The 26,346-nt window shown below is 63.2% G+C and carries 29 protein-coding genes; 17 read left to right on the forward strand and 12 right to left on the reverse strand.

Annotated elements, in window-relative coordinates; all coding sequences use genetic code 11:
- Positions 1–181 precede the first annotated feature (181 nt).
- Positions 182–787 (forward strand): phospholipid-binding protein MlaC, encoded by a 606-nt coding sequence (locus tag SB822_RS05160; protein WP_007582935.1) that lies wholly within the window; start codon positions 182–184, stop codon positions 785–787.
- Positions 788–890: 103 nt separating this feature from the next.
- On the opposite strand, the gene hpnH is transcribed toward SB822_RS05160, so the two are convergent.
- The gene (gene hpnH, locus SB822_RS05165; protein WP_042304382.1) at positions 891–2,048 is read right to left on the reverse strand and encodes an adenosyl-hopene transferase HpnH; all 1,158 of its coding nucleotides are present in this window, start codon (positions 2,046–2,048) and stop codon (positions 891–893) included.
- A 10-nt stretch (positions 2,049–2,058) separates the two neighbouring features.
- Positions 2,059–3,003, reverse strand: a complete 945-nt coding sequence (gene ispH, locus SB822_RS05170; protein WP_007582939.1) for a 4-hydroxy-3-methylbut-2-enyl diphosphate reductase — start codon at positions 3,001–3,003, stop codon at positions 2,059–2,061.
- A 482-nt stretch (positions 3,004–3,485) separates the two neighbouring features.
- Here ispH and SB822_RS05175 point away from each other — a divergent pair, with 482 nt between their 5' ends.
- Positions 3,486–4,664, forward strand: coding sequence for a glycosyltransferase (locus SB822_RS05175; RefSeq protein ID WP_410854203.1), 1,179 nt, complete (start codon positions 3,486–3,488; stop codon positions 4,662–4,664).
- A complete protein-coding gene (locus SB822_RS05180; RefSeq protein WP_410854204.1) occupies positions 4,661–5,332 on the forward strand; it encodes a lytic transglycosylase domain-containing protein in 672 nt (223 codons plus the stop codon). Before SB822_RS05175 ends, SB822_RS05180 begins: the two co-directional genes overlap by 4 nt.
- 43 nt (positions 5,333–5,375) lie before the next feature.
- On the opposite strand, the gene SB822_RS05185 is transcribed toward SB822_RS05180, so the two are convergent.
- Together SB822_RS05185 and hpnA are read right to left on the reverse strand one after the other, a co-directional pair.
- On the reverse strand, positions 5,376–5,909 hold the full coding sequence (locus tag SB822_RS05185) for a hypothetical protein (protein WP_410854205.1): 534 nt from the start codon (positions 5,907–5,909) through the stop codon (positions 5,376–5,378).
- A gap of 146 nt (positions 5,910–6,055) precedes the next feature.
- On the reverse strand, positions 6,056–7,066 hold the full coding sequence (gene hpnA, locus SB822_RS05190; RefSeq protein WP_042304378.1) for a hopanoid-associated sugar epimerase: 1,011 nt from the start codon (positions 7,064–7,066) through the stop codon (positions 6,056–6,058).
- A 190-nt stretch (positions 7,067–7,256) separates the two neighbouring features.
- Here hpnA and SB822_RS05195 point away from each other — a divergent pair, with 190 nt between their 5' ends.
- Positions 7,257–7,553 carry an acylphosphatase gene (locus SB822_RS05195; protein WP_007582945.1) on the forward strand — a complete coding sequence of 99 codons (297 nt, stop codon included), beginning with the start codon at positions 7,257–7,259 and terminating at the stop codon, positions 7,551–7,553.
- Between the two features lie 80 nt (positions 7,554–7,633).
- Here SB822_RS05195 and egtD read toward each other — a convergent pair whose 3' ends face one another.
- Positions 7,634–8,614 carry an L-histidine N(alpha)-methyltransferase gene (gene egtD / locus SB822_RS05200; protein ID WP_007582946.1) on the reverse strand — a complete coding sequence of 327 codons (981 nt, stop codon included), beginning with the start codon at positions 8,612–8,614 and terminating at the stop codon, positions 7,634–7,636.
- Between the two features lie 486 nt (positions 8,615–9,100).
- On the opposite strand from egtD, the gene rarD reads away from it, so the two are divergent.
- Positions 9,101–9,991 carry an EamA family transporter RarD gene (gene rarD / locus SB822_RS05205; protein ID WP_007582947.1) on the forward strand — a complete coding sequence of 297 codons (891 nt, stop codon included), beginning with the start codon at positions 9,101–9,103 and terminating at the stop codon, positions 9,989–9,991.
- A 41-nt stretch (positions 9,992–10,032) separates the two neighbouring features.
- Here rarD and SB822_RS05210 read toward each other — a convergent pair whose 3' ends face one another.
- Complete coding sequence (locus SB822_RS05210) at positions 10,033–10,578, reverse strand: DUF962 domain-containing protein (protein ID WP_410854206.1); 546 nt, start codon at positions 10,576–10,578, stop codon at positions 10,033–10,035.
- A 98-nt stretch (positions 10,579–10,676) separates the two neighbouring features.
- Between SB822_RS05210 and SB822_RS05215 the strand changes: the two genes are divergently transcribed.
- Positions 10,677–11,390, forward strand: coding sequence for a Crp/Fnr family transcriptional regulator (locus SB822_RS05215; protein ID WP_410854207.1), 714 nt, complete (start codon positions 10,677–10,679; stop codon positions 11,388–11,390).
- Between the two features lie 193 nt (positions 11,391–11,583).
- Positions 11,584–13,305, forward strand: a complete 1,722-nt coding sequence (locus tag SB822_RS05220; protein ID WP_410854208.1) for a tetratricopeptide repeat protein — start codon at positions 11,584–11,586, stop codon at positions 13,303–13,305.
- A gap of 23 nt (positions 13,306–13,328) precedes the next feature.
- Here the strand turns inward: SB822_RS05220 and SB822_RS05225 are convergent, their stop codons facing one another.
- The 3 genes from SB822_RS05225 to SB822_RS05235 all read right to left on the reverse strand — a co-directional run bounded on the left by SB822_RS05225 (position 13,329) and on the right by SB822_RS05235 (position 14,922).
- Complete coding sequence (locus SB822_RS05225) at positions 13,329–13,586, reverse strand: hypothetical protein (protein WP_007582952.1); 258 nt, start codon at positions 13,584–13,586, stop codon at positions 13,329–13,331.
- On the reverse strand, positions 13,579–14,337 hold the full coding sequence (locus tag SB822_RS05230; protein ID WP_079500582.1) for a DNA/RNA non-specific endonuclease: 759 nt from the start codon (positions 14,335–14,337) through the stop codon (positions 13,579–13,581). The genes SB822_RS05225 and SB822_RS05230 overlap by 8 nt, the downstream gene beginning before the upstream one ends.
- A gap of 225 nt (positions 14,338–14,562) precedes the next feature.
- On the reverse strand, positions 14,563–14,922 hold the full coding sequence (locus SB822_RS05235) for a DUF3564 domain-containing protein (protein WP_007582956.1): 360 nt from the start codon (positions 14,920–14,922) through the stop codon (positions 14,563–14,565).
- A 221-nt stretch (positions 14,923–15,143) separates the two neighbouring features.
- Here SB822_RS05235 and SB822_RS05240 point away from each other — a divergent pair, with 221 nt between their 5' ends.
- From SB822_RS05240 to SB822_RS05250, 3 genes are all read left to right on the forward strand, one after another.
- Entirely contained in the window at positions 15,144–15,566 is a 423-nt protein-coding gene (locus SB822_RS05240; protein ID WP_007582958.1) for a rubrerythrin family protein, read from the forward strand.
- A gap of 276 nt (positions 15,567–15,842) precedes the next feature.
- Positions 15,843–17,180 (forward strand): heterodisulfide reductase-related iron-sulfur binding cluster, encoded by a 1,338-nt coding sequence (locus SB822_RS05245; RefSeq protein WP_410854209.1) that lies wholly within the window; start codon positions 15,843–15,845, stop codon positions 17,178–17,180.
- A 22-nt stretch (positions 17,181–17,202) separates the two neighbouring features.
- Positions 17,203–17,784 carry a DUF3501 family protein gene (locus SB822_RS05250; protein ID WP_007582961.1) on the forward strand — a complete coding sequence of 194 codons (582 nt, stop codon included), beginning with the start codon at positions 17,203–17,205 and terminating at the stop codon, positions 17,782–17,784.
- Here the strand turns inward: SB822_RS05250 and SB822_RS05255 are convergent.
- Positions 17,781–18,245 (reverse strand): GNAT family N-acetyltransferase, encoded by a 465-nt coding sequence (locus tag SB822_RS05255; protein ID WP_007746052.1) that lies wholly within the window; start codon positions 18,243–18,245, stop codon positions 17,781–17,783. The genes SB822_RS05250 and SB822_RS05255 overlap by 4 nt on opposite strands.
- A gap of 102 nt (positions 18,246–18,347) precedes the next feature.
- On the opposite strand from SB822_RS05255, the gene SB822_RS05260 reads away from it, so the two are divergent.
- From SB822_RS05260 to SB822_RS05285, 6 genes are all read left to right on the forward strand, one after another.
- Complete coding sequence (locus tag SB822_RS05260; protein WP_410854210.1) at positions 18,348–19,817, forward strand: PLP-dependent aminotransferase family protein; 1,470 nt, start codon at positions 18,348–18,350, stop codon at positions 19,815–19,817.
- A gap of 51 nt (positions 19,818–19,868) precedes the next feature.
- A complete protein-coding gene (locus tag SB822_RS05265; protein WP_007582967.1) occupies positions 19,869–20,201 on the forward strand; it encodes an ArsR/SmtB family transcription factor in 333 nt (110 codons plus the stop codon).
- On the forward strand, positions 20,198–20,734 hold the full coding sequence (locus tag SB822_RS05270) for an SRPBCC family protein (RefSeq protein ID WP_007582969.1): 537 nt from the start codon (positions 20,198–20,200) through the stop codon (positions 20,732–20,734). Before SB822_RS05265 ends, SB822_RS05270 begins: the two co-directional genes overlap by 4 nt.
- An 83-nt stretch (positions 20,735–20,817) precedes the next feature.
- The gene (locus SB822_RS05275) at positions 20,818–21,906 is read left to right on the forward strand and encodes an alpha/beta fold hydrolase (protein ID WP_007582970.1); all 1,089 of its coding nucleotides are present in this window, start codon (positions 20,818–20,820) and stop codon (positions 21,904–21,906) included.
- A gap of 85 nt (positions 21,907–21,991) precedes the next feature.
- A complete protein-coding gene (locus SB822_RS05280) occupies positions 21,992–23,122 on the forward strand; it encodes a 3-deoxy-7-phosphoheptulonate synthase (protein ID WP_079487556.1) in 1,131 nt (376 codons plus the stop codon).
- 73 nt (positions 23,123–23,195) lie between these two features.
- Positions 23,196–23,519: a thioredoxin family protein gene (locus SB822_RS05285; RefSeq protein ID WP_079487555.1), complete on the forward strand. Its 324-nt coding sequence runs from the start codon at positions 23,196–23,198 to the stop codon at positions 23,517–23,519.
- Between the two features lie 332 nt (positions 23,520–23,851).
- Here the strand turns inward: SB822_RS05285 and SB822_RS05290 are convergent, their stop codons facing one another.
- On the reverse strand, positions 23,852–24,133 hold the full coding sequence (locus SB822_RS05290) for a hypothetical protein (protein ID WP_410854211.1): 282 nt from the start codon (positions 24,131–24,133) through the stop codon (positions 23,852–23,854).
- Positions 24,134–24,186: 53 nt separating this feature from the next.
- Entirely contained in the window at positions 24,187–25,167 is a 981-nt protein-coding gene (locus SB822_RS05295) for a glutathione S-transferase family protein (RefSeq protein ID WP_114222110.1), read from the reverse strand.
- A gap of 161 nt (positions 25,168–25,328) precedes the next feature.
- On the opposite strand from SB822_RS05295, the gene SB822_RS05300 reads away from it, so the two are divergent.
- Positions 25,329–26,243, forward strand: a complete 915-nt coding sequence (locus tag SB822_RS05300) for a LysR family transcriptional regulator (RefSeq protein ID WP_007582975.1) — start codon at positions 25,329–25,331, stop codon at positions 26,241–26,243.
- Positions 26,244–26,346: the final 103 nt, after the last annotated feature.

A 26,346-nucleotide genomic window follows, 5' to 3' on the forward strand; every position in this document is an offset into this window, starting at 1 on the left:
GGGGCCTTGTCACGATTGGCGTTATTGGTAAAGGGCACAAGTATACCGACGCTGCCGCTGCACGGTGTCGTTAGTGAACCCTGTGCAGCCTGTCAAAGTCTTAAGTCTGTATACTGGCCCGTAATCGCGCCGGATGCGGCCTGTCCCGCGCGGGTTCATTCTTAACTGTCCCGATGAGCGTATGAAACGTTATCTCTCTGCTTTTCTGGCAGCCGCCGTGGTGTCCACCGCGGCTTTCGCACAAAGCGCGCCTGATGCGATCGTGAAGAGCGCAGTCGAAGGCACGGTCAATGCGATGAAGGCCGACCCACAGGCGCGCGGCGGCGACATGAAGAAGATCACGCAGGTGGTCGAGTCGCACTTCGTGCCCGCCACGAACTTCCAGCGCACGACGCGTATCGCCGTCGGTAAGGCCTGGGCCACGGCCACGCCGGAGCAGCAAAAACAACTGTATGAGCAATTCACGAAACTGCTCGTCGGCACCTATGCGGCATCGCTGTCGCAACTGCGCGATCAGGACGTGAAGTTCAAATTCGCGCCGTCCACCGCATCCGCCGACGCGAAAGACACCGTCGTCCAGTCGCACGTGCTGAGCAACGGCGGCGATGACTCAATCGACTATCGTCTGGAAAAAACGGCGAACGGCTGGAAGATTTACGACATCAACATGATGGGCGCGTGGCTGATCCAGGTGTATCAGACGCAGTTTCAGGATCAGCTGAACAAGGGCGGCGTGGACGGTTTGATCAAGTTCCTCACCGAGCACAACGCGCGCAGCGCGGGCTGATCGGCAACGCCGGGCATCGCCGTCTTGTAAGCGGCGGCCCACAAAACAAAAGAGCGCAACGGCAAAACCGTTGCGCTCTTTTTTCATGCGGCGTTGATGCGTCTTAATTCAACGCGGCTGCCGATGTCTGCACCTTCTTGCCCGTGCCCGCGCGCTTGATGTCTTCGAGCTTGATCTCGACGTGACGCGAGAACACATACTCGGCGGGACGCGCCTTGTCGAGCGGGATGTCCTTGACGAACGCGCCCGTCGTGCGCGCGCCCTTCAGGCTGACCTTCAGCGCTTTCAGCGGATGCGCGACCGTGTCCATCACGGCCGTCGCTTCGAAGCCGCAATGGACCATGCAGTCCGCGCACTTCTCATACTTGCCGGTGCCGTACTTGTCCCATTCGGTGGTCTCCATCAGTTCCTTGAAGGTCTTCACGTAACCTTCGCCGACCAGATAGCACGGCTTCTGCCAGCCGAACACCGTGCGCGCCGGGTTGCCCCACGGCGTGCATTCGTAGCTCTGGTTGCCGGCCAGGAAGTCGAGAAACAGGCTCGACTGGCTGAACGACCACTTCTTGCCGTTGTTGCCGCGCTTGAAGATTTCGCGGAACAGGTTCTTGGTCTTGTCGCGGTTCAGGAAGTGCTGCTGGTCCGGGGCACGCTCGTACGCATAGCCCGGCGACACCGTGATGCCGTCCACACCAATCTCGCCGACCGTGTCGAAGAACTTCGCCACGCGCTCGGGCACAGCATCGTTGAACAGCGTGCAGTTGATGTTCACGCGGAAGCCGCGGCGCTTGGCTTCCTTGATGGCCGCGACGGCCTTGTCGTACACGCCTTCCTGCGAGACCGAGTGATCGTGCGCTTCGCGGTCGCCGTCGAGGTGCACCGACCAGACGAAGTACGGGTTCGGCTCGTAATCGTCCATCTTCTTTTCCATCAGCAGCGCGTTCGTGCACAGGTACACGAACTTCTTGCGCGCCATGATGCCCTTGACGATCTGCGGCATTTCCTTGTGCAGCAGCGGCTCGCCGCCCGCGATCGATACCACGGGCGCGCCGCACTCGTCGACGGCTTCGAGGCATTCCGCCAGCGACAGGCGCTGGTTCAGGATGGGATCCGGATAGTCGATCTTGCCGCAGCCATTGCAGGCAAGATTGCAGCGGAACAGCGGCTCGAGCATCAGCGCGAGCGGGTAGCGTTTGTTGCCCTTCAGGTGGTTGCGCATGATGTAGGCGCCAACCCGGACTTTTTGTAGCATCGGAATAGACAAATTGTCCTCCTTAAACTTCGCGTGCAGCGAGTTGTTGCGTCAGCTTCGACGGCAACTTGAATTCAACTTTTTCTTCACGTCCCGCCATCGTCGTAACGTCGACGGGGCCCAGTGCGCGTAGCGCATCGATTACGTTCTCGACCATTTCTTCCGGTGCCGAAGCGCCCGCCGTGATGCCGACCGTCTTCACGGTGGCGAACCACTCCGGCTTCACTTCGGAACCGTCGGCGACCAGAAAGCTCGGTACGCCCGTTTCGCTGCCGATCTCGCGCAGGCGATTCGAGTTCGAGCTGTTCGTTGCGCCCACCACCAGCAGCACATCGACTTGCGTGCTGAGCTCGCGCACGGCCGCCTGGCGGTTTTGTGTCGCGTAGCAGATGTCGCGCGTATCCGGACCGACGATGTCGGGGAAACGGCGCTTCAGTGCGTCGATGATGCCGCGCGTGTCGTCCACCGACAGCGTGGTCTGCGTGACATAGGCGAGCGGCGTGTCGATAGGCAGTTCCAGCTTCGCGACTTCCGCTTCGCTTTGCACGAGCAGCACCTTGCCCGGAATCTGGCCGATCGTGCCTTCTACTTCCGGATGGCCCGCGTGCCCGATCAGGATCAGCGTGCGGCCCCCGCCCACGTACTGACGACCTTGCACATGGACCTTCGTCACCAGCGGGCAGGTGGCATCGAGCACGTCGAGACCGCGCTGCTCCGCGTCGCGTTCGACGCTTTGCGCAACACCGTGGGCACTGAAAATGGCAACTGCGCCCTGCGGCACTTCATCGAGTTCCTCGACGAAGCGCGCGCCTTTACGGCGAAGGTTATCGACCACGTGCCTGTTGTGGACGATTTCATGACGCACGTAAACAGGTGCGCCATGTTGCTGCAAAGCGCGATCGACAATTTCGATCGCCCTCACGACTCCCGCGCAAAAGCCGCGGGGTTGGGCAAGGATGACTCGCATAGGCTGGCGAACTCCGACTGACGCGGGATTCCGGGCAGATCGGTAAAAACGACCTGTTCGCCGCGTCTGTATATTAGTTGATGTCTTAAATCCGACGAAAGTCGATACTCGAGACCAAACGCGCATTCTAACGCTATCGCTGTCGGTTTGCTTTTCAGCCGTCTCGGATTGTGGCGTTTGTGTGGCGGCTTGCGCGGCAAAAATGACTCGCTGCGCCTGTTGACGGGAACCCTTAAACTATCGGGCTTTGTTGCGCCGACGCATCGCCTGCGGTTTCCGGTATGCATCAATTGAATTTTCTGCGGCGTCTTTCGTCGGCGGCGCATTCTTGAACGTTTCGAAAACGCGGTCTATCACATATTCGATGGCCGGCTAGTGCTCGATTTCCACGATTGGCGCGGCGTCGCAGGTGTTGCTGGCGCGCCGCGTCTGTCGCCGCGCCCTGGAGACGCAAAGCGCGCGGCTTTCATAGAGGGCAATGCATGATTGCGGCGGTTCTGTTTCTGTTGGCGTGTCTGTCGCTGTTGATCTGGTGTGTGCTGCTGTTCGCGCGCGGCGGCTTCTGGCGCGCGCAGCCTGCCGCCCCGCTCGCGCCCGAGACGCGCGACGCATGGCCGGGCGTCGCCGCCGTGGTCCCGGCGCGCAATGAGGCGGACGTGATCGCACGGGCCGTCACGTCGCTGCTCGAGCAGGACTATCCGGGCGAATTTCATGTGATCGTCGTCGACGACCACAGCACCGACGGCACCGCCGACGCCGCCCGCGCCGCCGCGCTCGCGCTGCGGTGCCCGGACCGGCTGACCGTGATCAGCGCGAAGCCGCTGCCAGCGGGCTGGTCGGGCAAGGTCTGGGCGCAGTCGCAGGGTATCGAGGCGGCGCGCTCGGTCGGTTACACGCCGGAATACCTGCTGCTCACGGACGCCGACATCGGCCATCCGTCCGACGCGCTGACGCAGCTTGTGATGCGCGCCGACGCCGAAAAGCGCGACCTCGTTTCGCTGATGGTCCGCCTGCGCTGCGACTCGTTCTGGGAAAAGGCGCTGATTCCCGCCTTCGTGTTCTTCTTCGCGAAGCTGTATCCGTTCGCGTGGGTCAACAACCCGCGCAACCGCACGGCGGGCGCGGCGGGCGGCTGCATGCTGGTGCGCCGCACGGCGCTGGAAGGAGCGGGCGGCATCGAATCGATCCGCGCCGAGCTGATCGACGATTGCAGCCTTGCCGCACGGATCAAGCATCGCGGCGAAGGGCGCCATCCGATTCGCCTCGACGTGGCGGCGCGCAGCGTCTCGCTGCGCCCCTACGACAGCTGGCGCGAGATCTGGAACATGATCGCGCGCACCGCGTTCACGCAATTGCACTACTCGGCGTGGCTGCTGGCGGGCACGCTGCTCGGCATGACGATCATCTACCTCGCGCCGCCCGTCGTCGCTATCGTGCTCGGGGCGAAAGGCTGGCCTGCGTGGCTCGCGTGGGCCGCGATGTGCTGCGCCTACGCGCCGATGCTGCGCTACTACCAGCGCTCACCGCTGTGGGCGCCGTTCCTGCCGCTCATCGCGCTGTTCTATGTCAGCGCGACGTTCGGCTCGGCGGTGCGCTACTGGCGCGGCAAGGGCGGCCAGTGGAAGGCACGCGTGCAGGCGCCCGCCGGGACGAATCAATGAAGCGGCTCGTCTGTCTGATCGTTGTCGCGCTCGGCTTGATGCAAGGCGCGTTGGCCGACGATCAGACTCGCCAGGACCGCATGTCAGACTATCTGCGCCAGAAGTTCGGCCTCGCGAAGGAGAAGGCCGAGCAGATCTCGAACGCGGTGCGCACCGCCTCCGAGAAGTACGCGCTGCCGCCCGCGCTGATTCTCGCGATCATCTCGATCGAATCGCGCTTCAAGGAAAAGGCCAAGGGCGGCAACGGCGCGACGGGGCTGATGCAGGTCGTGCCCGGCGCGCACAAGCGCATGCTGAAAGACGTAAAGGATCTGACCGACCCGGAGACCAATATCGAGGTCGGCTCCGCGATTCTGTACGGCTACATGAAATCGGCGGGCGGCGATCTGAATGCCGCGCTGAAGAGCTACGGTGGATCGCAGGCGTATGCGGAGAAGGTCAACGGCCGCGTGAAGACATTCGCGGAAGTCGCGGAGGTGGATGCCAGCGCGGCATCGGGCGCGGACCAGCCGCTGCCGTCGCGCGACGGCGGATGCGACGCGCGCTACACGTCGCTTTGCATCGGGCCCGTGGTCTACGTGAGTCCCATCGAAGAAGCTGCGAGCGGCCCAAGCGTCTCGCAGCGCGCGACCAGTCTGCTCAATTCGTTGCTGCCGCTGTCGCACTGAACGGCGCGCAACACAGGGTGCCGACGGCTCGCGCCGTCGCGCATCACTTCTGCGTCAGCATCATGTACATCTGGATGACCGTCTCCGGCGAGAACTGGAACGGCACCCAACCATGTCCCGTATGGCGCATCACGAGCAGTCGGTCGCCGTTCGTTTGCTTCTGCACCGCCATGGCCGGGTTTTTCGTCGATACGAAACGCCAGCCCGCGGGCAGGTTCGGCGGGACTTCGGGTTCCATCGACGCGCGCGCGTTCGACAGTTCCTCGATCAGCTGACCCAGTTGCAGCGGATGCAGCGTGACCGACTTGCCGCCGATGGTCATCGTGATTTCGTTCTGGCTCGGGCGCTCGATATGCAACGTTGGCTTTTCTGCCGCGGTTTGCGGCTCTGCTGGCGCTTCTTCGACTGCCGTTTCGACGGGCGTTTCTTCTGCCACTGTTTCCGCGGCGGCCGCCTCTGCGCCGTTCACATGCTGATCGGTCGCGGTCGTGGCCTCGGCCTCGCGCGAAGCCGTGACAACCTGGATGAGCTGATCGACGCCCATTTCGAGTGCGCCAATCTGTTCCTTAAGATTCATGCGTAGTTCTCTGGTAAGACCCGCGATTTTACCTTCTGCACGCTGGCGGTAGCCTTCGTGCCTGCATTGCGAGTTGTAACAAAGCGTGTGCGGGTGACGCACGAGGGAGGCGCGATCCAATGCGCTCGCCGCTTTATGCCCAGACGTCACGCTTTCAGATAGCCCGCCTCGCGGAACCAGTCGAGCGCGTCGCGCAAGCCTTCGCGGTACGGCCGCGCGCTGTAGCCAAGCTCGCGCTCCGCTTTCGCCGACGTAAAGTACATTTTGTTCTTCGACATCTTCAGGCCGTCGACGGTGACGAACGGCTCGCGCTTCGTGAACTTCGCGACGGCTTCCGCGCCCATCGCGAGCGGATAGAGCGGCCAGCGCGGCAGCGCGATGGTCGGCGCCTTGCGTCCGACGATGCCGGCGATATCCGCGAGCATCTGCTGCAGCGGCAGATTTTCGCCGCCGAGAATGTAGCGCTCGCCGATCTTGCCGCGTTCGAGCGCGAGGAAGTGACCCATCGCGACGTCGTCGACGTGCACCAGGTTCAGCCCCGTATCGACGAACGCGGGAATCTTGCCGAGCGCCGCTTCGACGATGATGCGACCCGTCGGCGTGGGCTTCACGTCGCGCGGGCCGATAGGCGTCGACGGATTGACGATCACGGCGGGCAGGCCGTCGTTCGCGATCATCCGCTCGACAGCACGCTCCGCGAGCACCTTGCTGCGCTTGTACACGCCGATCGCCTGCTGCGGCGTCATCGGCGAGGTTTCGTCGACCGACGCGCCCGAGCCCGTCACCTTTAACGTCGCGACGCTGCTCGTGTAGACGATGCGCTCGACGCCTTCCTTCAGCGCGGCGCGCATCGTCGCTTCCGTGCCTTCCAGATTCGAGCGTTCGATCTCCAGCGGGTCCGGCGCCCACAACCGGTAATCGGCCGCGACGTGCAGCAGATAGCGCACGCCGCGCAGCGCGGCGCGCATCGACGCCTCGTCGCGCATGTCGCCGACCGCAATCTCCGCATCGAGCGATTCGACGTTGCGGCGCGGGCTGGTCGGACGCACGAGCACGCGCACGGCGAAGCCCTTTTGCTGCGCGATGCGCGCGACGGCTGAGCCGACGAAACCGGATGCGCCGGTGACGAGTACGAGATCGCGAGTCTGATCGGTCATTGCTTGCCGTGTTCCTGATTGCTGCCTGACGGGCGCATGGTTGAAGGTTTGCAGAGGTCGGATTGTACGTGCTGCCGATCGCGCGCGCCGTGCTCGCGGGCTTCGCGTGTCGAGGCGTGCGCGAGCAAAGCACGCGCGGCGCGACTAGAATGCCCGCGTAAACTCATGAAGGCATAAAGGAGGGACGAGCATGTCCGGCACGGATCTCGATTCGCGGATCGAAACGTATTACGTGCGGGTGCGCGGCATGGTGCAGGGCGTTGGCTTTCGTCACGCGACGGTGCGCCAGGCGCATGCGCTGGGTATCCGGGGATGGGTGGCGAATCGGGAAGACGGTTCTGTCGAAGCGATGTTGCAAGGTCCGGCGAACCAGCTCGACCGGATGCTGTCGTGGCTGCGTCACGGGCCGCCGATGGCACGCGTGACGGAAGTCACGCACGAAGAGCGCGCCAGCGACAAACGTTTCGAGCGCTTCGAACAGCACTGACACAAGCGGCTTGTAAAAAAGCGCGCGGGCGTGAGCCTCGCGCGCTTCTCGTTGCTCACCTCAACATCACGCGACACCCATCAGCGCGCCACCAGCAGGCTTTCCGCAAAGCCCCAATCGCGCTCGATCCATTGATGACTGCACGTGAAGCCCGCGTCGTCGGAGATCGCATGCAGTTCTTCCGGACGATACTTGTGGCTGCTCTCCGTCCAGATCGTCTCGCCTTCCTGTAGCTCGACGGTCAGCCTGGCCGCGCGCACCTGCGCGCTCACGCGCCGCTTCGCGCGCAGATGCATTTCGATGCTGCGCACGTCCGGATTGAAGCGCGCGACGTGTTCGAACGCATCGAGCGGAAAATCGCCGTCCAGCTCGCGGTTGATTCGCGCGAGCAGATTCAGATTGAACGCGGCCGTCACGCCGATGGGATCGTCGTACGCGGCGATCAGCACGGGCACGGGCTTCTCGAGGTCAGTGCCGAGCAACAGCGCATCGCCGGGCGCGAGCATGTTGCGGATGTCGCGTAGAAAACGCGTGGCCGCGAGCCGCCCGAAATTGCCGATCGTGCTGCCGAGAAACAGGACGAGCAGCGGCTCGTCTTTCGCACGGCGCTTGCTCACCTCGGCAAGCCCCGCGAGGTAATCGCGCTCATAGCCGACGATCGAAATGCGTTCGATATCGCCGAGTTCGCGGCGGCACAATTGCAAAGCCGTGCGCGAAATTTCAATCGGGCTGTAAGTAGTGGGGCGCTTTTTACAGAGCGCTTCGAGGATCCGGCGCGTCTTGCGGCCGCTGCCGCTGCCCAGTTCCGCGACGATCGCATCGTGCGGCAAATGCGCGACGATATCGCCCGCGTGTTCCGCGAGCAGCCGTTCTTCGGCGCGCGTGACGCCATATTCGGGCAGCGCAGTGATCACTTCGAACAGCGCCGAACCCACTTCGTCGTAGAGATACTTCGACGGCAATTCCTTCTGGGGCTGCTTGCTGAGGCCAGCGCGAACGGCGGCGGCGAACTCCGGCGATACGTCGTGCGATAGATGTTGCGATACGGCTGGCTGAGTCATGTTGGCTCCGTGTTGTCTCGTTCCAGTGATGACTTGCGGACTGCGGAAGAGCGAATGCGTTGGAGTGAGTGGACCGGCAAGCGTTCAAGCGTGAGCGCGTTCGATGACGGGCGCGTGTCTGCCTTCTGTGCCTTCTGGCGCCTGATCACGCGGCAGCAAATTGAAAGCCGGGCGGGTGCGGCATGAACGGAACACGGAAGCAAGAAGCAGGCTAAAACGGCAGCCTCGTGTTTCCGCCGATGAGTCGCCGACGGCGTGCGGCGTGGATATGAAACTAGTTTTTATAGTGCATCGGACGTGAATATGCACGGACGCAATGTGGCGGAAAAAGACGGACCATCCCCGCACTACCGCTAGAATGCGCGCTTCGCGCGACGAAGCGGGCTTCACATCGGGCAACGCTTGCGCCGCGCTGTTAAAACAAGACTTAACTATGGACGACACATCTCGCGGCGTCGCGCCTGACCTCACGCAGCGGACCGGCCGATGAACGCCTATCAACCGGGACGCGGCATCGCGTTGTCCGTGAGCGCATCGACGCTCTTTGCTCTGATGTCCGTGTACGCAAAGCTGCTCACGCCGTTGACGGGGCTGGATATCTTCGCGTGGCGCGTGATCTGGACCGTGCCGGGCGCTTTCGCGCTGATTGCCTTGCGCTCGCGGCTGCCGCAACTCAAGGCGCTGTCGATGCGCGTAATCCGCGAGCCGCGCACGGCGCTTTTGCTGGCCGTCAGCGCGGCGTTGCTCGGCGCGCAGCTATGGGTGTTCCTGTGGGCGCCGCTGCACGGGCGGATGCTGGAAGTATCGCTCGGCTATTTCCTGTTGCCGCTGACGATGGTGCTGCTCGGCCGCTTCTACTATCACGAGCGGCTGGAGCCGTTGCAGTGGCTCGCGGTCGGGTGCGCGGCGCTCGGCGTGTTGCACGAACTGTGGGTGACGCGCGCGTTCTCGTGGCCGACGCTGCTGGTCGCGATCGGTTATCCGCCATATTTTGTGTTGCGCCGCAAGATCAACGCCGATTCGCTGACGGCGTTTGCTCTCGAGATGTCGCTGCTGCTGCCGTTCGCGCTCGCGATGGCGCTACACGGCGGCTCGCTCGCGCTGCTGTCCGGTCGCGTCGACATGTGGCTGCTGTTGCTGCCAGGACTCGGCGCGCTGAGCACGGTCGCGCTCGCAACCTATCTGAAAGCGAGCCGTTTGCTGCCGATGGCGCTATTCGGCATTCTCGGCTACGTGGAGCCGGTGTTGCTGGTGATCGTGTCGGTGACGCTGCTCGGCGAGTCCTTGACGGCTCAGCAGCTTGGCACGTACGTGCCAATCTGGATCGCGGTGGGGCTGACCGGTTTGCATAGCGCAAGGCTGCTCGCGCCGCGTTGAGAGCCTGTGAGGCTGTCGTGCAGCGCAGACGGCCCGCTCCCTCACGACCGATGACGCGAAACTCCATGCGCCGCCTCGACCCGCGTTGGGCCCGCCTTGGCTTCGATTGCCGCGCGCAACGCGGGCCGCCAGCCGAATGCGAATAGCGCTTCGGCGAGCACGAAGAGCGGCCCGATCAGCAGGCCGATCACATCGTCGATGAATGCGGGCTTGCGATGTTCGTACGCGACGTGACCCACGAACTGGAACACCCAGCCGACCACGAACAGGCCGATGCCCGACGCAAGCCACGTCAAGGTGGGCTGCTGCGCAAGCCACGCGCCGCACGTTACGCACAGTACCGACACGACGGCCATCATCAAACCGAGCGGCACATCGAGCACGAAGTAGTAGATCACGCTCAGGCCGAACAGCACCCACGCCGGCGACGCCGCCAACGGCAGCCCAGCAACCGTCCACGCGGGCCGGCTCAGCAGCACGGCGAGCGCAAGCACGATCATCGGAATGCCGATGAAGTGCGTCGCGATGTTGCGGCGGTCGCGATGATAGGCGGCGTATTGCGCGAGCTGGTCAGTGAGCGTTCTCATGGATGCCGTTCCTCGTCGAAAGTCATCATAATCGCGGGCGGCGCGCCGCGACACTTTCGGCTAGCCGACAATTCAACCGTCAAAGCGCGCTTCGAACGATGACATCGACTGAGCTTTTCAATCTGCTCGACCGCAGCGCCTGGTTTCGCGCCGCGCCCGATGCATTGCGCGCGCAACTAATCGAGCTCGGCCGCACGCGGCGGCTGCCGGCGGGCCAGCGCCTCTTCAATCGCGGCGATGCCGACGACGGCTTCTATTGCGTGCTAGACGGATTGATGCGGATCGGCTCGATCACCGCGAGCGGCAGGGAAGCGCTGCTCGCGGTGATCGAGCCCGTCAACTGGTTCGGCGAGATCGCACTGTTCGATGGCCAGATGCGCACGCACGATGCCTATGCCGAGCGCGACACGCTGCTGTTTCATGTGCCGCGCGCGGCGCTCACGGCGCTGCTCGAACGCACGCCCGTGTTCTGGCATGCGTTCGGCCTGCTGCTCACGCACAAGCTGCGCCTCGCGTTCGACGCGATCGAAGAGGCCGCGCTGCTGCCCGCTGCGCAACGCGTCGCGCGGCGTCTGTTGCTGATGGCGGGTGGATATGGCGGCGGCGCGGGTGCGCTGCGGCGCGTGCTCAAGGTGCCGCAGGAAGACCTCGCGATGATGCTCGCGCTGTCGCGTCAAACCACGAACCAGATTCTCAGGCAGTTCGAAACGCAAGGCGCGCTCGCACTGCGTTACGCGGAGATCGAGATCGTCGATGCGCAAAAGCTGCGAGCCTTCGCGGTATCGACGAATGACGACGCCGCGCGCGCCTGATCGCGCATAGTGCGACATCAATCCGCCGAACTTTAGAGATAGGTCATCGGCCGGCCAAGGTACCATCGCCTATACTTTTTTTGCCTTGGTTTGTCGCTGTAGCCGCGCATCTTCTCATCCCCGCTCGCCCGCCAGGCCAGGCCGATGCTGCGCGGCGCATCTCCAGAACTATTAAGAATTCCAAAGGATTGAAATGAATCCGTCAGTTCCTGCGCTATCGCCCGCCGAGCGCTATCAGGCGTCGGTGTCGATGTATTCGTCGGGGCGTCTCGCGGAGGCGCTCGCACTGCTCGACGAGATGCTGCAGCGCGATCCCGCCCATGCGGAAGCCATGCACCTCGCGGCCGTTTGCCTGAACGACCTGTATGACGAAGCAGACGCAAAGAACCCAAAGCCCGTCGTCGACGACACGCTCGATCTGGCCGAAGCGCACAACGATCTGGGCGGCTGGTTCTACGGACGCAAGCAGTTGACGCAGGCCGAGCACGCGTACCGCCGCGCGCTGTCGATCAAACCCGATCTGACGAAGGCAATGAACAATCTCGGTCTCGTGCTGCGCGATCTCGGACGCGAGCTGGAAGCCGAAGCCTCATTCCTGCACGCGCTCGCCATCGCGCCCGACTACGTGATGGCACGCAACAACCTCGGCGTGCTGCTGTGGCAGCTCAAGCGCCTGCCGGAGGCGGAGGCCGCGTATCGGGACGTCGTCAGCCGTCAGCCGGGCGACGTCAGTGCGCACAACAATCTCGGCTTGCTGCTGCTGGAACTCAACCGTGTGCCGGAAGCGGAGCAGGCGTGCCGCCAGGCGCTGGCGCTCAATGCCGACGTGCCCGAAGCGCACAACAATCTCGGCAACGTGCTGTGGCAGCAAGGGCGCATCGCGGAAGCCATTGCCGCATATCGCCAGGCGCTGGCGCTGCGGCCCGACTACGTCGGCGCGAAAGCGAACCTCGCGTTGCCGCTGCTGTGCATCGGCGATTACGTGCAAGGCTGGGCGCTCTACGAGTCGCGCTATCACGAAGCGGTCGGCACGCGCAGCGTGTTCCCGCCGCCCGTGCCGTATCCGCAGTGGCGCGGCGAGCCGCTGCACGGTAAATCGCTGCTCGTGTGGCCCGAGCAGGGCTTCGGCGATGGCCTGCAATTCTGCCGGTATGTGTCGATGCTGAAGGCGCGTGGCGCGGGGAAGGTGAGCGTCGCTTGTCCGCCGCCGTTGCGGCGGCTGTTCGATAGCCTCGAAGGCGTGGACACGGTGTATTCGCTCGATGGCGAGACGACGATTCCCGCGCACGACACCTGGTGCTTCATGCTGAGTCTGCCGATGCTGTTCGGCACGACCGTCGACACGATTCCCGCGCCGATGCCCTATCTGCGCGCGCCCGCCACGCTCGCGCAGCACTGGCGCAGCAGGTTGCCGGAAGGCGGGTTCAAGGTCGGCCTGGTGTGGGCAGGCGATCCGCGCCCGCACGATCCCAGCTCGAATGCGATCGACCAGCGCCGTTCGCTGACGGCGATGTCGTACTTGCCGCTGCTGCGCGTGCCTGGCGTGACGTTCGTGAGCTTGCAGAAAGGCGCGGCGACCCGCCCGCAGATCGAAGACCTGCCCGTCGGGTTTCGCCCGTTCGATCCGATGGACGACGTGCAGGATTTCGCCGATACGGCCGCCATCGTCGAAAACCTGGATCTGGTGATTACGGTCGATACGTCGATGGCGCATCTGGCGGGGGCGCTCAACACGCCCGTCTGGATTCTGTCGCGCTATGACGCGTGCTGGCGCTGGTTCCGCGACCGCGACGATTCGCCGTGGTATCCAACTGCGCGGCTTTTCCGGCAAACATCACCCGGCGACTGGGAAAGCGTGGTCGAGCGGGTCGCGCAGGCGCTGGCGAGCCTGCGCGAGCCCGCCGTATCGCACTGACGCTTGATGCTCCGCGCCGGACGCTAGAACGGATTGTCGATCACGCCCGGCTTCGCGTCGGGCTCTTCCTTAACCTGCTCCGGCAGATGCGATTCCGCCTGAAGCGCGGCGACGATGCCGTCGAGCGCTTCCTTCAGCGCCAGCGCCGCTTTCAGGCCGCGCTTGTCCTTCGTGATCGCGAGCGTGCCGTTCACCACGACGCGCGTGGTGCCGTTCGACACCGTCAGCGCGTCGCCCTGGATGTTGAGCACGTCGTCGTCGTTCGAATACGCTTTAAACACCTTTCAGCCCTCCCGGACGCTGGTCTTTCAGGCCTTCCGGAATGCCCGGAAAGCGGATGCCGCTCATCGCTTCGAGTTCATGCACCGACTTCACGTCGTAGTGGTCGGTGGCGACGTTGTCCGCGACGATCGCGAACGCGAGTTTCTTCGACGGCACGTAGACGACCTTGAACAGCTGCGTCGGCACGAACACGCGCGTCGGCCCGATCGTCTGCAACTGTCCGCCGATGAACATCGGGCCGGTGACCACGTAGATGTCGTCGTACTTCATCGACAGCTTGCGCACGGCCGTTTCGATGCGCGACCACATGCGCTGATTATTCTCGCGGTTCTGCGGCACGATGTTCGCGAGCGAGAACGATTGTGCCATCGCCTCCGCGTTCCATCTGTTGCCAGCCGGGCTCATATGGCCGCGATCGAAACCGCTGCGCTTGTAGTCGGCGAGCGTCGCGCCTTCGCCGTCGGGCAGGCGCGCGTCCTCGAAGAACTTGTTGGTGCGCACCATGTCTTTCGCGGCTTCGATGTGGTCGCGCGTCAAATGCTCGGCGGACCACAGCGGACCATGCGTGATGCCTGAATGCAGAACGGCGAAATCCGAGTAGCACAGCATGCGCGACTTCGGCGTCATTTTCGCGTTGGTCAGCACGGGCCATTGGGCGTTGGGCGTGAAATCCGTGCACGACGTTGCTGCCCACGTGTGAGTCGCGTGACTCGCGGCCACGATAAGCAGGCTGACTAACCACTTCTTCATAGATCGGAAAGGCGAATGAGGGGCCGCAAGTATAGCCGCGCGACCTATGCGCAATGCAAGGGCTTACACGCCGTTACGCGACATCGCATCGAAGTATCGGCAAAACGGTCACGACGCGTTGCCGCACGGCAATTTCTCCGTGCTCGACGGCGAGAGGAAGGAGTGATAGAGGAAAGGCCCGCGTCCGCCGGGGACGAGCGGCGCGGGCATCGATACGAAGCAGGCTTAGCGTCCGAACACGCTGTGCTCGGCGTTGACGGGCAAGCGGTCAACGGCCTGCAAGCGCCAATAGCCATTCATGGGCGCGTGCGTGCGGTCCGACGACCACGCCGCGCTGCCTTGTGCCGAGCTGACCCGCTGCCGTCCGTCCACGTGCAGGCCATTCAATGTGCATAACGGCGCTTCTGCGCTCGGCGCGCAGAGTTTGGTGACGCCGTTCTCGTCATGGAGTTCGCCCCATGGGGGCAGGTCGATCCCATCGTGTGCTTCTCTCGACCAGCGATGTTCGTCGGTATCGAGCCAGAGCACGGCGTAATCGTGATTGACGGTGGGGTCCGAACCGTTGATCAATATGGTCAGCCGCATGCAGAAATCCCCCGGTGAAAGAGTTGAGTAGGTGCGCTTCCTCAGTCTACTTCTGTCCACCCGTTATGCAAGGCAAACAGCTATCGGTCGGATTGAAAAACCCAATTGGGAACGCATCACCGAACTCCTAGATTTAAGGCACGGCTCAGGTGCGCGCGTCTGGCCGGTCGTTGCCATCAGAAACGCGCGCTCCCACATACAGGTTTTGGATGGAGGCTCAGATGGCGCAACTCAAGGGTTCGAAGACGGAGGAGAATCTGAAGGCCGCATTTGCGGGTGAATCACAGGCCAATCGCCGCTATTTGTATTTCGCAGCGAAGGCCGATGTCGAGGGACAGAACGACGTCGCGGCACTATTCCGCTCGACGGCGGAAGGCGAGACGGGCCACGCGCATGGCCACCTCGAATATCTGGAAGTCTCGGGCGATCCGGCGACGGGATTACCGTTCGGTTCATCGCGTCAGAATCTGCAAGCGGCCATTGCGGGCGAGACGCACGAATACACCGACATGTACCCCGGCATGGCAAAGGCCGCGCGTGAAGAAGGCTTCGACGAAATCGCGAACTGGTTCGAAACGCTGGCAAAGGCGGAACGCAGTCATGCGAATCGCTATACGAAGGCATTGGACGCGCTGGTCGACTGAGTTGCACGCGCCGGCTGCGCGGCTGGCGCGTGTTGTCGCTTCCGTTTGGTGCGGGCCTGGCATGCAGACGGACGCGATTGTGCGGTACAAACGCGAGACGAAGTGAGACGATCACGATTTCGCGTAGCGCATGCGGAAAAAAGTACGAACGCACTTACGAGAAAGTAGCGCATAAAAAACCCCCACAGCATTGCATGGGATGGGAGTAAGTCCGCCCGCCATGCCATGGGACCAGAGCAAGGTGCCAACGCCGGCTGGTCCAAGGAGACGCACGCCATGCCTCACAAGGAAGGCAGTCTCGAAGCGCCCATTCGCCATCCGCTCGACTGGCAATCGGACGCGTTCTACGATCCGGATGCGATCGATCAGGAATTGACGCGCGTGTTCGACATCTGCGCCGGCTGCCGCCGATGCGTGTCGCTATGCGGCGCATTTCCCGCACTGTTCGACCTCGTCGACGAAACGGATACAGGCGAGGCGCACGAAGTCGACAAGAAGAAGTTTGGCGCCGTCGTCGATCAATGCTATCTGTGCGATCTGTGCTACATGACGAAATGTCCCTACGTGCCGCCGCATCAATGGAACGTCGATTTTCCGCACCTGATGCTGCGCGCGAAGGCTGCCGCCTTTAAGCGGGGAGACGTACCGTTGCGCGACAAGTTCCTGTCGAACACCGACGCGCTCGGCACGTTCGCCGGCATTCCCATCGTTACGCAGACGGTCAACGCGGTGAATCACACGCACGCGGCGCGCGGCTTGATGGAAAAGGCGCTCGGCGTCGACAAGGACGCGTGGCTGCCCGACTTCGCAACGCGCAAGTTTCGCAGCAACGCGAAGAAGTCGCCGCAGGTGCAGACCAGGGACGGCGAGCGCACGCCCGGCAAGGTCGCGATCTACGCCACCTGCTACGTGAATTTCAACGAGCCGGGCATCGGTCACGACCTGCTGGCCGTGCTTGCGCACAATGACATTCCCTACGAACTGGTATCGAGCGAGGCGTGCTGCGGCATGCCGTTGCTGGAGCAAGGCAACCTGCAAGGTGTCGCGGCGAAGAAAGAGAAGAACATGCCCGTGCTCGCGCGCTATGCGCGCGACGGCTACGCGATCATCGGCGCGATTCCGAGTTGCGTGCTGATGTACAAGCACGAGCTGCCGCTAATGTTCCCCGACGACCTGGACGTGCGCGCCGTCAGCGAAGCGTTCTGGGACCCGTTCGAATACTTCATGGCGCGCCATCGCGATGGTCTGCTGAAGACCGACTTCAACACGCCGCTCGGCAAGGTGTCGTATCACGTGCCCTGTCATGCGCGCGTGCAGAACATCGGACGCAAGACGTCGGAGACGTTCGCGCTCGTGCCGGATACGCAGGTGACGGTCGTCGAGCGATGCTCGGGTCACGCAGGCACGTTCGGCGTGAAGAAGGAATTTCACGCGATGGCGATGAAGATCGGCACGCCCGTCTTCAAGGCGATGGCGCAGCCGCAGCCCGACTACATCTCATCCGATTGCCAGCTTGCCGGTCATCACATCGAACAGGGTTTCGACGAAAACAGTTTGCCGAAGACGCCGCTCGCGCATCCGTTGACGCTGCTGCGCAAGGCGTACGGCCTTTGATCTTCAATTTGCGAGGATAACGATGAGCATCGCGAGGAACTCCCTGTTGTCGCTCGAAAACTATGCGAAGCAGCGCAAGACGATGCGCGAGCGGATCATCGAGCACAAGAAAAGCCGCATCGTCCGGTTGGGCAATCACCTGACTTTCCTGTTCGAAGACGAACTGACGATCCGCTACCAGATCCAGGAGATGCTGCACATCGAAAAGATCTTCGACGAGGACGGCATTCAGGGCGAACTCGAAGCGTATCTGCCGCTCGTGCCCAACGGCAGCAACTTCAAGGCGACGCTGCAGATCGAGTACGAAAACGAAGTCGAACGGCGTGCGGCGCTCTCGCGGCTGATCGGCATCGAGGACAGCGTATTCATGCGGGTGGACGGCGACGAGTCCGTCTACGCGATCTCCGACGAAGACCTCGAACGCGAGAACAACGAGAAGACCTCAGCCGTGCATTTCGTGCGCTTCGAACTGACGCCTTCGATGAAATCGCGCCTGCGAGACGGTGCGGCGTTGCTTATCGGCTGCGATCACCCGGGCTATCCCGTCAACTTGCAGCCGATTGTGGACGACGTGCGCCGCTCGCTCGTCAAGGACCTCGCTTAAAGCGGCTTCCGATAGACGACGAAGCCCGACAGGTCCGCGATCTTGTCGTAAAGCTGCATGGCCGTTTGATTCGATTCGTGCGTGAGCCAGTACACGCGTTCGGCGCGCGCGGCCTTCGCTGCGGCGTAGACGGCTTCGATCAATGCGCGGCCCACGCCCTTGCCGCGCTCCGATTCGAGCGTGAACAGATCGTGCAGATAGCACGTCGGTCCCGCCATCAGCGTGCTGCGGTGATACAGGTAATGCACGAGGCCGGTTAGCGTGCCGTCGGCGCGCTCGGCCACCATCGCGTGCATTGGCTCCAGTCCGTCGAAGAAGCGCGCCCACGTCAGTTGCGTGATTTCGCGCGGCAGCGCAGTTTCGTCGAAGCGGCCGTAGAAGCGGTTGTAACCGTCCCACAGCGGCAACCATGCTTCGTAGTCAGCGGGAACGACGGGGCGGATCTTCACAGCTTGCGTCACGAGTAGCGCTCCTTTCCTGGATCGACGGGTATGGACGAAGCATAGGGTTTCTGTGGCACCATTGTTAGCTCCACATCGAATACAAAATCTGGAGCCACGCAATTGGACTACGGGCTGTTGATGTCGCGCTTCGCGAGCCAGGCGGCGGGCCGCAGGCTCACGCAGCAAACGCTGCTTTACGAAAGCCTGCGTCACGCCATCCTGAACGGCGACATTCGTCACGGCAGCCAGCTCGTGCCGACACGCGCGCTCGCCGAGCAACTCGGCATCGCGCGCAACTCGGTGTTGTACGCGTACGAACGGCTTGCTGAAGAAGGCTTCATCGCGGCGAGCCGTCACGGGTCGATCGTCAGTTGCGTCGCGCTGCCTTCGGCGAATGCGGAAGACGCCAACGTCGCGCCCGTCAGCCGTCTGTCGCGGCGCGTCGCCAGTCTGCCGCACGATCGCGCCGCGCGCGGCATGCGTTCGCCGTTTCAGGCGGGCGTGCCCGCGCTCGACGAATTCCCCGTCGCGCAATGGCGAGCGTCGATGGAGCGCGCATGGCGAGCCGTCGATGCACGCGACCTCGGCTACGGCTATCACGCGGGTCATCCGTCGCTGCGGCGCGCGGTGGCCGAATATGTGCGCGTGTCGCGCGGCGTGCGTTGCACGGCCGATCAGGTGTTCATCACATCGGGCACGCATACGAGCCTCGATCTGTGCGCGCGCATGCTCGCCGATCCCGGCGATACCGCATGGCTCGAAAACCCAGGCTATCAGGGCGCGAGGATCGCGTTCCAGGCGGCGGGCCTGAACATCGTGCCGATTCCCGTCGACGCCGCCGGACTCGCGCCTACGGAAGCACACTGGCAGCGCACGCCGCCGCGCCTCGTCTACATCACGCCGTCGCATCAATATCCGCTTGGCAGCGTGCTGAGCCTGGAGCGGCGCTGGTCGATCATCGACAACATCGTCGAGCGCGGCGCGTGGATCATCGAGGACGACTACGACAGCGAGCTGCGCCACAGCGGTCCGCCGCTACCGTCGGTTCAGGGCCTGCGCGATGCGGCGCCCGTCGTCTATCTCGGCACCTTCAGCAAGACGATGTTTCCGGCGCTGCGCATCGGTTTCATGATCGTGCCGGCCAGCCTCGCGCCGGAGATCGGCGGCGTGATCGGCGAAATGTCGCGGCAAGGGCGTATCGCGGATCAGGTCGCGCTCGCGGATTTCATCGAAAGCGGCAAGTACGCGCGCCATTTGCGACGTATGCGCCGCATCTACCAGCAGCGGCGCGAAGCGATGGTGAGCGCGATTTATACGCACATGCACGATCTCGTGACGGTTTCATCGGATGGCAGCGGCATGCATCTGACGATGCGGCTCGATGCGCCGCTGCAGGATCGTGATGTAAGCGCCGCGTTGCGCGAGCAAGGCATGTCGGTTTCGCCGTTGAGCACGTACTGCCATCAAGGCGAGGACGCCGAACGCTACAACGGTTTCATGCTCGGCTACGCGGGCGTACGCCCCGAGAAGGCCGACCGGCTCGTTGCCGAACTCGGCGCGGCGATTCGCACGTTGATGCGAGACAAATAATATTCAACTGAATGGTTGAATAACGTCGAAACCCTGCCTATACTCGGGCCGATGAACGAGTCCGCTCTCGACGGCGTGTTTCGCGCGCTGTCCGATCCCACCCGGCGCGCGATGCTTGCGCAGCTCGCCACCGGCGAACGCAGCATCGGCGAACTGGCTGCGCCGTTCGCGATGTCGTTCGCGGCGGCGTCGAAGCACGTCAAGGTGCTCGAAGGCGCGGGGCTGATCCAGCGCCGGGTGCAAGGGCGCTCGCATATTTGCCGGATCGACCCGGCTCCCCTCGCTGCCGCCGACGCGTGGCTGCGTTTCTACGAACACTTCTGGAGCAGCCGGCTCGACGCGCTCGAAGACCTGCTGAGCAATCCCGATGGAGGGTCACGATGAACCAGAACGAACCACTCGGCGTTTTCGACGGCACACAGGTCGTGCGCTTCGAACGTCTGCTGCCTGGCCCGATCGAGCGCGTGTGGGCGTATCTGACCGAGTCCGACAAACGCACCCAGTGGCTCGCATCGGGCGCGATGCCGACGCAGCCCGGCGGCGACTTCATGATGCGTTTCGATCACTCGCTGTTGTCGGCGTCGCCTGAGATTCCGCCCGAGCCGTATCGGCAGTACGCGGGCGGACATGATTCGCTGCATCGGCTGTTGCGCTTCGAGCCTCCGCATGTGCTCGCGTTCACATGGGGCAGCATTCAGGACAATCTGTCGGAAGTGACCTTCGAGTTGTCGGAGGCGGGCGATCAGGTGAAGCTCGTGCTCACGCATCGCAACCTGTCCGGCCGCGACGAGCAACTCGATGTCGGTCCGGGCTGGCACAGTCATCTCGACGTGCTGCGCGAGCGTCTGAACGGCACTGCGCCCGCGTCGTTCTGGACGATGTTCGAGAGAATCAAGGCGCGCTACGACGCGCTCTGAGGTTTGCGCGGCACGCCCGCACGTCGGTTTCCGTCATCGTGTACGATCGCAGGCCATCGCGTACACGTTGACGGAGACCAACAGTGTTTCGTTCGATTCTCACTCGCCTTGCATTACTGACGGCTTTCGCATTCGCGCAGACCTTGCCTGCTGCCCACGCCGCCGACGCTTCTACCGATCCCACCGAACATGCCGCCGACTTCATCGCGCATGACTTCCATTTTTCCGACGGCACGATCTTTCCCGACCTGCGCATCCATTACGTGACGCTCGGCACGCCGCAGCGCGACGCGCACGGCGAGATCACGAACGCCGTGCTGTTGCTGCATGGCACGACGGGCACGGGCAAGGCGTTTCTCACGCCGCTGATGCGCAAGGAACTGTTCGCCGCCGGCGAGCCGCTCGACACCCAGCGCTACTTCATCGTGATTCCCGACGGCCTCGGGCGCGGCGGCTCGTCCAAACCGAGCGACGGCTTGCGCACGAAGTTTCCGCACTACGGCTATGGCGACGTCGTCGAAGCGAATCACAGGCTGCTGGTCGAAGGGCTGAAGGTGCGGCATCTGAAGCTCGTGCTCGGCACGTCGATGGGCGGCATGCAGACGTGGATGTGGGGCGAGCGTTATCCGGGCATGGCCGACGCGCTGATGCCGATCGCCAGCCAGCCGATTGCGATGGCGGGCCGCAACTGGCTGTGGCGGCAGATGATCGTCGGCGCGATCCGCAGCGATCCGGGCTGGCAGGACGGCAGCTACACCACGCCGCCGACGCAATGGACGCGCGTGATGCCCGTCTTCACGCTGATTACGGGCAACGCGGCACGCATGCAGGAACAGGCGCCCGACCGTGCGACGGCGACGCGCATGACGGAATCGATCGTCGCGGATGCGGCGAAGACCGATCCCAACGACGTGCTGTACTGGTTCGAGTCGTCGTGGGATTACAACCCCGAGCCGGATCTCGGCGCGATTCGCGGCCGCCTGTTCGCCGTCAATTTCGCCGACGATCTGATCAACGCCACGGATCTGAACGTGATGCAGCGGCTGATCGGCAAGGTGCCGCAGGGGCGCTATGTGGAGATGCCGGAGACGGCGCAATCGTACGGACATCAGACGCTCGCGCACCCCGAGGTGTGGAAGCCTTACCTGATCCAGCTGATGAACGGCGGCTGAAGCCCGCACGGGAGGCCGGCTGCGTCTCCCGCGCGGCGAGTGAGATAATCCACATTCGCCCCAAAATGCAGAGCTGGAGAACAAAGTGAGCCGCATCGACAACCCCACACGCGACCAGGAAGCCGGCGTCGCCGATTCCACCCAGGACATCACGCGCATCGACGACACGCGTATCGGCGCGGTGCGCCCGCTGATCTCGCCGGCGCTGCTGCTCGACGAACTGCCGTGTCCGCCCGGCGTGCAGACGCTGGTTGAACAGAGCCGCGTCGAAATCGCCGATATCCTGCATGATCGTGACGACCGGCTGGTCGTCGTCGTCGGTCCGTGCTCGATTCACGACCACGATCAGGCGATGGAATACGCGCACAAGCTGAAAGTTGCCGCCGACTCGCTCCGCGATGATCTGATGATCGTTATGCGTGTGTACTTCGAGAAGCCGCGTACGACGGTTGGCTGGAAGGGCTATATCAACGATCCGCGTCTGGACGGTAGCTTCCGGATCAACGAAGGGCTGCGGCGCGCGCGCGAGCTGCTGCTCGAGATCAGCGGGCTTGGTCTGCCGACGGGCACGGAGTTTCTTGATCTGCTGAGCCCGCAGTACATTGCTGATCTGATCGCCTGGGGCGCGATCGGCGCGCGTACGACTGAAAGTCAGAGCCATCGGCAGCTGGCGTCGGGGCTGTCTTGTCCGATCGGGTTCAAGAATGGTACCGATGGCGGTGTGCAGATCGCCGCTGATGCGATTGTCGCTGCGGCCGCGAGCCATGCGTTCATGGGCATGACCAAAATGGGCATGGCTGCGATCTTCGAGACGCGTGGCAATGATGACGCGCATGTGATTTTGCGCGGCGGCAAGAAGGGGCCGAATTATGATGCTGCGGGTGTCGAGGAGGCCTGTGCCGCGCTGCGCAAGCTGGGGTTGCGGGAACAGGTGATGGTCGATTGCTCGCATGCTAATTCCAACAAGTCGCATGAGCGGCAGATCGAAGTCGCTCAGGATCTGGCGAATCAGTTGACTGACGGGGATAAGCGGATCGTTGGGGTGATGATCGAGAGCCATCTCGAAGCAGGGCGGCAGGATCTCAAGCCGGGTGTGCCGCTTGCTCGTGGGGTGTCGATTACTGATGCTTGTATCGGGTGGGCTCAGACTGAGCCTGTGCTGCATACGCTTGCGCAAGCTGTTCGCGCGCGGCGGCAGGCTGTTGCTGGGAAGTGACGGTAGGGCGTCGGCAAGTTTCTTTCTTTCACTACGCGGGTGAGGCGCTGCGTTGTCCGGCGCTTGGAGGCTTATGACTAACGCGAATCAATACTCGAAGGTTGCGCCGAGCCGCGCGGATGTGGATGCGATGGCCGGTGTGACTGTCGTCGAATTTGGCACCGACTGGTGCGGGTATTGTCAGGGCGCGCAGCCTGTGATCGGGAAGGCCCTTGGCCAGCATCCGGGGACTCGGCATCTCAAGATCGAGGATGGGCCGGGAAGGCCGCTCGGGCGTTCGTTCAAGGTTAAGCTGTGGCCGACGCTGGTCTTTGTGCGTGATGGCGTTGAAGTGGCGCGGGTGGTGCGGCCTACCGATGCCGCTCAGATTGAGGAAGCTTTTGCCACTGTGGCGTGATTAGCGGTGTTTCTGCTTTTGCGCTGGCATCCGCGTGTTGCCTTCGTGCTTCAAGCGTCGCCCCTGTGCGGGGCGGCACCTACTTTTCTTTGCCGCCGCAAAGAAAAGTAGGCAAAAGAAAGCGGCTCACACCGCCAACTCTTCTTCTTGCCTGCGGGCCCCCAACGGCCGCGTACTTCACCCGGCAACGCACTTATTCGTGTTCGTTGCCAACGCTTCGAACAGATGCCTCCCCCGCTTCAATTACCCGTACACAAGCTAACGTCGCCGGACGTTTTCGGCCCCATTGCGGCAAACTGTGTGTAGGTTGTCGGGATTTCTTTGCCACCGCTTTAGTCTTTCGGGTCGCCGAACAGGCTGTTCAGATCCTTCGTGTCTTCCGACAGGTTGTATTCCTTCTGCACCGCCTTGAGCGCTTCGTCCACGGTGCGGTCGAAGCCAATTGCATTGCCGAAATTTTTCATCGTCCAGTTGCAGCCGCTTGCGTCCGGTTCCTGCATCTGCGGACGCGGCACACGGATCTTTACGCCGTCTTCGACCACCTCCGGCGCGCGCTCGATGTGCCGCCTCACCTCGTCCTGTAGCTGGGATGCGGTGCGTGTCTTGCGTAGCATGAGCGTCTCCTCCACTGTTGGCTAAAGTCGCTGGACAGTCTAGCGCAACGGATTCACACGAAGCGCTTGCGATCGTGTGGCGCGCTGAAATCCTGCACCGGGCCAAGCGGTACGATGCCCGTCGGGTTCACCGACCGGTGACTCTCGTAGTAATGCCGCTTGATATGCTCGAAGTTCACCGTGCCGGCCACGCCCGGGTGCTGGTAGATGTCCCGTGTATAAGCCGACAGATTCGGATAGTCCGCGATGCGCCGGAAGTTGCACTTGAAGTGGCCGAAGTACACGGCGTCGAAACGGATCAGCGTCGTGAAGAGCCGGATGTCCGCTTCCGTCAGCCGGTTGCCCGTCAGGAAACGCTGCGTCGACAGTTTCTGTTCGAGCCAGTCGAGTGTCTCGAACAGCGGCACGACGGCCTCTTCGTACGCCGACTGCGTAGTCGCGAAGCCCGACTTGTAGACGCCGTTATTCACCGTGTCGTAGACGCGCGCGTTGATCGCGTCGATCTCGGCGCGCAGCGGCGGTGGATAGAAGTCGCCCGGTTCAGCGCCGAGTTCGTCAAACGCCGAGTTCAGCATGCGGATGATTTCCGGCGACTCGTTGTTGACGATCGTCCGTTGATGCTTGTCCCACAAGATCGGCACGGTCACGCGGCCTGTGTAGTGCTTGTCCGCGGCGACGTAGACGTCCCGCAGATACTTCGCGTGATTCAGCGTGTCGGGGACGACGCCTGGGCCGTCGGCGAAGGTCCAGCCGTCGCCGAGCATCAGCCAGTGCACGACGGACACGCTGATCATGTCTTCGAGGCCCTTCAGCGCACGCACGATCAGCGTGCGATGCGCCCACGGACATGCAAGGCTCACATACAGATGGTAACGTCCAGCTTCTGCTTCGAAGCCGTCGTTGCCGCTCGGGCCGGCTTCGCCGTCGGGTGTGACCCAGTTGCGGAAGATGGCGTCCGTACGCACGAAGCGGCCACCCGTCGATGCCGTGTCGTACCATTTGTCCTGCCATTGACCGTCGACTAACAATCCCATTTCGCTGCTCCTTCTATCCCGCGTTCCCAGCCCGCGCGATATGCGCTTCGCCGCTGCGATGCTAGCGGCGCGGCAAGACATCGGCAGAAGACCTTATGATGGACCGCCATTCGGGTTTTGCCGTACGATTTTCCCGTTGATCTCATTCGACAGGTTCGCACATGTTGACGGATGAAGAGCTTGCGCTGCTCGAAGCGATTCGTGAAAGCGGCAGCTTGTCGCGCGCTGCGGCGCGGCTCGGCAAGGCTCCGTCGACGGTGTCGCACGCGGCGCGCCAGCTCGAAACGCGCTTCGACGCGCTGCTGTTCGACCGCCGCCGCTACCGGCTGCAACTGACGCCCGCCGGCCAGCTGCTCGCCGAAGAGGCCGCGCGCCTGATGCTGGACGTGTCGCGCATGACGCAACGCGTGCGGCAGATCGCCAGCGGCTGGGAAGACCGGCTGTGGATCGTCACCGACGAACTGATGGAGTTCGAAACCTTCATGCCCGTCGTCCATGCGTTCGATGCGCTGCAATCGGGCGTCAAGCTGCGTCTGACGACGGAAGTGCTCAGCGGCACATGGGAAGCGCTGCGCGATGGCCGTGCCGACGTGATCGTCGGCGCCACCAATGAGCCGCCCGCCATTCCCGGCTTGCGCTGGTTCGAGCTGGGCGTGGTCGACTGGGTGTTCGCCGTGTCGCCGCGGCATGCGCTCGCGAGCATCAAGGAGCCGCTCAGACGCGAGCAGATCGCGAAGCAGCGCGGCGTCGTCGTCGCGGATTCGTCGCGCGCGAGCGGCCGCGCGTATGGCCTGCTCGGCGGGCAGACTTCGCTCGCGGTGCCCAGCATGCGTGCGAAAATCCTTGCGCAGCGCGATGGGCTCGGCGTTGGCTGGCTGCCGCGCCAACGCGTCGCGTCGCTGCTCAAGCGCGGCGAACTCGTCGAGAAGGAAACCGCCGATCCGCGCGAACCGAATGTGCTGTACGTCGCGTGGCGCGGCGATCAGGAAGGCCGGGCGCTGAAATGGTGGCTCGACCAGCTGCGCGAACCGCGCTTTGCGAAACGTCTGGTGCAGGGAATCGATCAGTTCGCGTGAAGGGCGCCTTGCGTGTCCGGCCAGTCCGATGAACTGTCGGCAACTGTCGGCGGGCGCGCGAAACAAACGGAAATACGACGGAAACCCGCGACTCGTACGTTGA

The sequence above is a fragment of the Paraburkholderia sp. SIMBA_054 genome (assembly GCF_046534875.1).
GTDB classification, from domain to species: domain Bacteria; phylum Pseudomonadota; class Gammaproteobacteria; order Burkholderiales; family Burkholderiaceae; genus Paraburkholderia; species Paraburkholderia hospita.

Coding starts and splice junctions, on each gene's coding strand:
- ispH (WP_007582939.1), bottom strand. CDS start 3,003: ATGCGAGTCATCCTTGCCCAACCCCGCGGCTTTTGCGCGGGAGTCGTG.
- SB822_RS05210 (WP_410854206.1), bottom strand. CDS start 10,578: ATGAGAACGCTCACTGACCAGCTCGCGCAATACGCCGCCTATCATCGC.
- SB822_RS05195 (WP_007582945.1), top strand. CDS start 7,257: ATGTCCGGCACGGATCTCGATTCGCGGATCGAAACGTATTACGTGCGG.
- hpnA (WP_042304378.1), bottom strand. CDS start 7,066: ATGACCGATCAGACTCGCGATCTCGTACTCGTCACCGGCGCATCCGGT.
- SB822_RS05180 (WP_410854204.1), top strand. CDS start 4,661: ATGAAGCGGCTCGTCTGTCTGATCGTTGTCGCGCTCGGCTTGATGCAA.
- SB822_RS05185 (WP_410854205.1), bottom strand. CDS start 5,909: ATGAATCTTAAGGAACAGATTGGCGCACTCGAAATGGGCGTCGATCAG.
- SB822_RS05240 (WP_007582958.1), top strand. CDS start 15,144: ATGGCGCAACTCAAGGGTTCGAAGACGGAGGAGAATCTGAAGGCCGCA.
- SB822_RS05245 (WP_410854209.1), top strand. CDS start 15,843: ATGCCTCACAAGGAAGGCAGTCTCGAAGCGCCCATTCGCCATCCGCTC.
- rarD (WP_007582947.1), top strand. CDS start 9,101: ATGAACGCCTATCAACCGGGACGCGGCATCGCGTTGTCCGTGAGCGCA.
- SB822_RS05250 (WP_007582961.1), top strand. CDS start 17,203: ATGAGCATCGCGAGGAACTCCCTGTTGTCGCTCGAAAACTATGCGAAG.
- SB822_RS05300 (WP_007582975.1), top strand. CDS start 25,329: ATGTTGACGGATGAAGAGCTTGCGCTGCTCGAAGCGATTCGTGAAAGC.
- SB822_RS05215 (WP_410854207.1), top strand. CDS start 10,677: ATGACATCGACTGAGCTTTTCAATCTGCTCGACCGCAGCGCCTGGTTT.
- SB822_RS05285 (WP_079487555.1), top strand. CDS start 23,196: ATGACTAACGCGAATCAATACTCGAAGGTTGCGCCGAGCCGCGCGGAT.
- SB822_RS05265 (WP_007582967.1), top strand. CDS start 19,869: ATGAACGAGTCCGCTCTCGACGGCGTGTTTCGCGCGCTGTCCGATCCC.
- SB822_RS05230 (WP_079500582.1), bottom strand. CDS start 14,337: ATGAAGAAGTGGTTAGTCAGCCTGCTTATCGTGGCCGCGAGTCACGCG.
- SB822_RS05175 (WP_410854203.1), top strand. CDS start 3,486: ATGATTGCGGCGGTTCTGTTTCTGTTGGCGTGTCTGTCGCTGTTGATC.
- SB822_RS05220 (WP_410854208.1), top strand. CDS start 11,584: ATGAATCCGTCAGTTCCTGCGCTATCGCCCGCCGAGCGCTATCAGGCG.
- SB822_RS05235 (WP_007582956.1), bottom strand. CDS start 14,922: ATGCGGCTGACCATATTGATCAACGGTTCGGACCCCACCGTCAATCAC.
- SB822_RS05290 (WP_410854211.1), bottom strand. CDS start 24,133: ATGCTACGCAAGACACGCACCGCATCCCAGCTACAGGACGAGGTGAGG.
- SB822_RS05270 (WP_007582969.1), top strand. CDS start 20,198: ATGAACCAGAACGAACCACTCGGCGTTTTCGACGGCACACAGGTCGTG.
- SB822_RS05295 (WP_114222110.1), bottom strand. CDS start 25,167: ATGGGATTGTTAGTCGACGGTCAATGGCAGGACAAATGGTACGACACG.
- SB822_RS05160 (WP_007582935.1), top strand. CDS start 182: ATGAAACGTTATCTCTCTGCTTTTCTGGCAGCCGCCGTGGTGTCCACC.
- egtD (WP_007582946.1), bottom strand. CDS start 8,614: ATGACTCAGCCAGCCGTATCGCAACATCTATCGCACGACGTATCGCCG.